Origin of the sequence: Bradyrhizobium valentinum, from assembly GCF_001440405.1 — a bacterium.
In the GTDB taxonomy this organism is placed as follows: domain Bacteria; phylum Pseudomonadota; class Alphaproteobacteria; order Rhizobiales; family Xanthobacteraceae; genus Bradyrhizobium; species Bradyrhizobium valentinum.
Genome location: NZ_LLXX01000196.1, coordinates 341 through 4689, shown reverse-complemented (window position 1 = coordinate 4689; position 4349 = coordinate 341). Strand labels below are relative to the sequence as shown.

The following is a 4349-nucleotide window of genomic DNA, read 5'->3' as shown; positions in this document are numbered from 1 at the left end:
GGATGGCCGGGACAAGCCCGGCCATGACGCAGGAATTGTGGCCATGCACGACATCAAATCGATCCGCGACAACCCCCAGGCGTTCGACGCCGGACTGAAGCGCCGCGGGCTGGCGCCGTTGTCGGCTGCGCTGCTGGCAATCGACGAAAAGCGCCGTGCGGCGATCCTGGCGTCGGAGCAGGCGCAGGCGAGGCGCAATGCGGCCTCGAAGGAAATCGGCGAGGCGAAGAAGGCCAAGGATGACGCGCGCGCCAACAGATTGATGGCTGAAGTGGCCGAGCTCAAGACCACAATGCCGGAGCTCGAGCTTGCCGTGAAGACCGCGGACGATGAACTGGCGAAGGAGCTTGCTGCAATTCCGAATCTGCCGCTCGGCGACGTGCCCGAAGGCGCAGACGAGCACGGCAATGTGCAGCGCCACGTCTACGGCAAGATCCGCAACTACGCCTTCGCGCCGAAGCCGCATGACGATCTCGGTGGCGCTCTTGGTTACATGGATTTTGAGGCGGCCGCCAAACTGAGCGGCGCACGCTTTGTCGTGCTGAAGAAGGGACTGGCGCGGCTGGAGCGCGCAATCGGGCAGTTCATGCTCGATCTCCACACAAACGAACACGGCTACACCGAGGTCAACCCGCCGCTGTTGGTGCGCAACGACGTGATGTTCGGCACGGGCCAATTGCCGAAATTCGAGGACGACCAGTTCTGGGCCATCAAGGGCGAATTGCTTGCGGCTCCCGACGAACGATTGAAGACCGAGCGTCTCGGTCTCATTCCCACCGCCGAAGTCTCGCTGACCAACCTCGTCCGCGAATCTATCGTTGACGAAAAAGAACTGCCGATACGGCTGACCGCGCTGACGCCGTGCTTCCGTGCGGAGGCGGGCGCGGCGGGCCGCGATACCCGCGGCATGATCCGGCAGCATCAGTTCACCAAGGTCGAGCTGGTGTCGATCGCGACGCCCGAGACCAGCCGTGACGAGCATGAGCGCATGCTGTCTTGCGCCGAGGAAGTGCTGCGGCGGCTCGACCTGCACTACCGCGTGATGACACTGTGCTCCGGCGACATGGGCTTTTCCGCGCAAAAGACCTACGACATCGAGGTCTGGATGCCGGGGCAGGGCGAGGGCGGCGCCTATCGTGAAATTTCGAGCTGCTCGGTTTGCGGGGATTTCCAGGCGCGCCGGATGGATGCGCGCTCGCGCGGGCCGGACGGCAAGCCGCGCTTCGTACATACGCTGAACGGCTCCGGCACGGCGGTCGGCCGCGCGCTGATCGCCGTCATGGAAACCTATCAGCAGGAAGACGGTTCGATCGCGGTGCCCGCTGTGCTGCAGTCCTATATGGGCGGGCTCAAAACAATCGAGCGGGACAAATAGCGCAAAGCAAAAATGGCATTGCATCGCGACATCTTTTGGATCGGGAGGCAATGGGCTGTTACCGGCCACGGCATGCAATTGATCGATCAGAGGCTGATGGGGGCCTTCGATATCGAAGTTGCGCGCCTGTGGGACGACGATCTGATCGAGCGCATGCATGCCAAGGAGTGGCTCAATGTCGCGGATTTCGACCAAGGATTGGCGGTTGCGCGAACGCGACACAAGCAGCAGCCGGTGGGATCGGCGCCGGTAGCTGCGCCGGCTCCGGCGATTGAGTCCATCGCGCTGCCACCGCTGGTCGCGAAGCCGGAACTGCCAGAGCTCGAGATGCCGAAGATCGATCTGGACCTTCAGATGAAAATCGACGGCGGCGCCAAATTCGCGCGTCCCTGGCGCGTCTGGATGAAGAAGAAAACATGAGGAAATGGGCCGGTTTGCCTCGGCGGCGATAGCCGGATAAGACGACGGCCCAAAGGCGAAGGCCGGCCACACCTCGAACAAAAGGCGTTTTGACGGATGCGAATTCTCTGCACCAACGACGACGGCATCCATGCGCCGGGTCTGAAGATTGTCGAGGAGATCGCCCGCGCGCTGTCCGACGACGTCTGGATCGTGGCGCCGGAGCTCGATCAGTCCGGCGTTTCGCATTCGCTGTCACTGAACGATCCGCTGCGACTGCGCGAAGTCGGTCCGCGCCACTTCGCGGTGCGGGGCACGCCGACCGATTGCGTGATCATGGGCTCGCGCCACATCCTCGGCGAGAAGATGCCCGATCTCGTGCTGTCCGGCGTCAACAAGGGCCGCAACGTCGCCGAGGACGTCGTCTATTCCGGCACCATCGCGGGCGCCCTTGAAGGCACGATTCTGGGAATTCCGTCGTTTGCACTGAGCCAGGAATTTTCCATCGAGACCCGTCACGCGCCGCTGTGGGACACCGCATTGAAATTCGGTCCGGACATCCTGCGCAAGGTAATCGACGCCGGCGTGCCGAAGAACACCGTGATCAACGTCAACTTCCCCGCCTGCACGCCCGAACAGGTCAAGGGTGTCAGTGTGACGCGGCAGGGCAAGCGCAACCTCGGCTTCTTGAAAGTCGACAAGCGCCACGACGGCCGCGGCAATCCGTATTTCTGGATCGGTTTTGAGCGCGCCGCGATGATGGATACGCCGGCCGAAGGCACCGATCTCGCGGCGCTTGCGGCGCGCTACGTATCGGTCACGCCGCTGCGGCTCGATCGCACCGATGAAGCGTTTTCGGAAGAGCTGACGACGACGTTGAAGTAGGCCCCGGCCGAACTCGTCATACCCGCGAAAGCGGGTATCCAGTACGCCGCGGCTTCTCGGTTCAATCGCAGGTCTCTGGAATACTGGATCATCCGCCTTCGCGGATGATGACGGCGGGATATGCGGATTGACGACCTAAACCGGCGCGCTCTTCATCGTAGAGGTGATCATCTGGGCCAGCGTTTCCAGTTGGAACGGCTTCTGTAACGCGGGGCGGTCGCGATATTCCTGGGGCAGGCCGGAGGAGCCGTAACCGGTCGCAAAAATGAACGGACGGTTGCGCGCCGTGATCAACTCGGCCACCGGCGTGATCACCTTGCCGTTGACGTTGACGTCGAGAATGGCGAGATCGAACTCGGTCGATTGCACCAGCTTGACCGCTTCGCCGATTTCGCCGGCCTCGGCAGCTACGCTGTGGCCCAGCTCCTCCAGCATGTCAGCGACCATCATCCGGATCATAACCTCGTCTTCAACGAGGAAAACAGAACAGCCCGCCGGCCGTGTCGCCATCATGGGGAATCCTTGCCCTTCCAATGCTTTGAGGTTCGCAAAAAACACCCCTCGGTGCAACGTCGAGATGAACCGGCACGCTATAAGGCTAAGACTCTCCCGCAAAGGATTTGCCGTGCCCTAACGCCGAGTCGCGACCGCAGTTCCGGGATTCGGAACCAAAATCTTGAGGAAATTCTTCCTTAAGTGCGCATAGGCTATTACATCTCGCCGAGGCCTGAGCATTGGATTGGCGGCAGAGTCCCCCGCCGCGAGACCGCGATGTCGCAAGAACCGCCCGAGAAGATGATGTTTCAGCTCAGCCTGCGGCGGCGGGGCATCAGCAATCAGGCTGTGCTGCGCACCATGGAAGAGGTGCCGCGTGAGGTTTTTGTGGCGGCTGGCGATCGCGATCATGCCTACCGCGACAGCGCGCTCGGCATCGCCTGCGGGCAGACCATCAGCCAGCCCTTCGTGGTGGCCTATATGACCGAGCAGTTGCAGCCGCAGAAGCACCACAAGGTGCTCGAGATCGGTACCGGCTCCGGCTATCAGGCCGCGGTGCTGTCACGGCTTTGCGCCCATGTCCTGACCATCGAGCGCTACCGGACGCTGGCGGACACGGCCCGCGCCCGGCTCGAAAAGCTTGGCTATTACAATGTCGAGGTGATGTTCGGCGACGGCTTCGACATCCCCCCGGGTGCCGGCGATTTCGACCGCATCATCGTCACCGCCGCGATGGAGCAAATCCCGGACAGCCTGCTGCAGCGGCTTGAACCCCGCGGCATCCTGATTGCGCCGGTCGGCCCGCATCATGGCACCCAGACGCTGGTCCGGGTCACCAGGACCGACAGCGGTTTTGAGCGCAAGGAACTGGTCGATGTCCGCTTCGTCCCAGCCCTGCGGGGAATTGCGCGCGAACTGTAGAATCCCGGATTGGCGGTTCCCGCCAACATCTTATTCCAAGGGTTAAGCGGTTATTTACTCGGCACGTGTTTACTCAAAACAGTATTTTGTTGCGTACGAGTGAGTAACCATGTCCCGTGTCGCCGAGTTGCTTCGCTCGCGTCGGGTGCCGCAGGTAGCGGTGCTGGCGCTGATGTCGGTTGGCTTTGCCGGCTGCAGCGCCGATATGCAGACGCGCTTTTCCGATAGCTCCTTCTCCAATCCCTTTGCCTCCCAGCCCGAAGCGACCGGTTCG

Annotated in this window: 5 protein-coding genes and 1 pseudogene; 5 read left to right on the top strand and 1 reads right to left on the bottom strand. The window is 62.1% G+C overall.

Going from position 1 to position 4349, the window contains the following annotated elements; all coding sequences use genetic code 11:
- The first annotated feature begins 43 nt into the window (after nucleotides 1-43).
- The 3 genes from serS (at nucleotide 44) to surE (ending at nucleotide 2659) form a co-directional block, all read left to right on the top strand.
- Nucleotides 44-1375, top strand: a complete 1332-nt coding sequence (gene serS, locus CP49_RS34800; protein ID WP_057854627.1) for a serine--tRNA ligase — start codon at nucleotides 44-46, stop codon at nucleotides 1373-1375.
- Nucleotides 1376-1387: 12 nt separating this feature from the next.
- Nucleotides 1388-1795, top strand: coding sequence for a hypothetical protein (locus CP49_RS34795; protein ID WP_063791824.1), 408 nt, complete (start codon nucleotides 1388-1390; stop codon nucleotides 1793-1795).
- 96 nt (nucleotides 1796-1891) lie between these two features.
- Nucleotides 1892-2659 (top strand): 5'/3'-nucleotidase SurE, encoded by a 768-nt coding sequence (gene surE, locus CP49_RS34790; RefSeq protein WP_057854626.1) that lies wholly within the window; start codon nucleotides 1892-1894, stop codon nucleotides 2657-2659.
- A gap of 135 nt (nucleotides 2660-2794) precedes the next feature.
- Here surE and CP49_RS34785 read toward each other — a convergent pair whose 3' ends face one another.
- Nucleotides 2795-3172 carry a response regulator gene (locus CP49_RS34785; protein WP_082646407.1) on the bottom strand — a complete coding sequence of 126 codons (378 nt, stop codon included), beginning with the start codon at nucleotides 3170-3172 and terminating at the stop codon, nucleotides 2795-2797.
- A 258-nt stretch (nucleotides 3173-3430) separates the two neighbouring features.
- Between CP49_RS34785 and CP49_RS34780 the strand changes: the two genes are divergently transcribed.
- Nucleotides 3431-4075 (top strand): protein-L-isoaspartate(D-aspartate) O-methyltransferase, encoded by a 645-nt coding sequence (locus CP49_RS34780; RefSeq protein WP_420807676.1) that lies wholly within the window; start codon nucleotides 3431-3433, stop codon nucleotides 4073-4075.
- 109 nt (nucleotides 4076-4184) lie between these two features.
- A pseudogene (locus tag CP49_RS48245) lies at nucleotides 4185-4349 on the top strand (peptidoglycan-binding LysM); the annotation flags it as partial.

Bases quoted from the DNA above. Each gene is read 5' to 3' on its own strand.
- serS (WP_057854627.1), top strand. From the start codon at position 44: ATGCACGACATCAAATCGATCCGCGACAACCCCCAGGCGTTCGACGCC.
- CP49_RS34795 (WP_063791824.1), top strand. From the start codon at position 1,388: ATGGCATTGCATCGCGACATCTTTTGGATCGGGAGGCAATGGGCTGTT.
- surE (WP_057854626.1), top strand. From the start codon at position 1,892: ATGCGAATTCTCTGCACCAACGACGACGGCATCCATGCGCCGGGTCTG.
- CP49_RS34785 (WP_082646407.1), bottom strand. From the start codon at position 3,172: ATGATGGCGACACGGCCGGCGGGCTGTTCTGTTTTCCTCGTTGAAGAC.
- CP49_RS34780 (WP_420807676.1), top strand. From the start codon at position 3,431: ATGTCGCAAGAACCGCCCGAGAAGATGATGTTTCAGCTCAGCCTGCGG.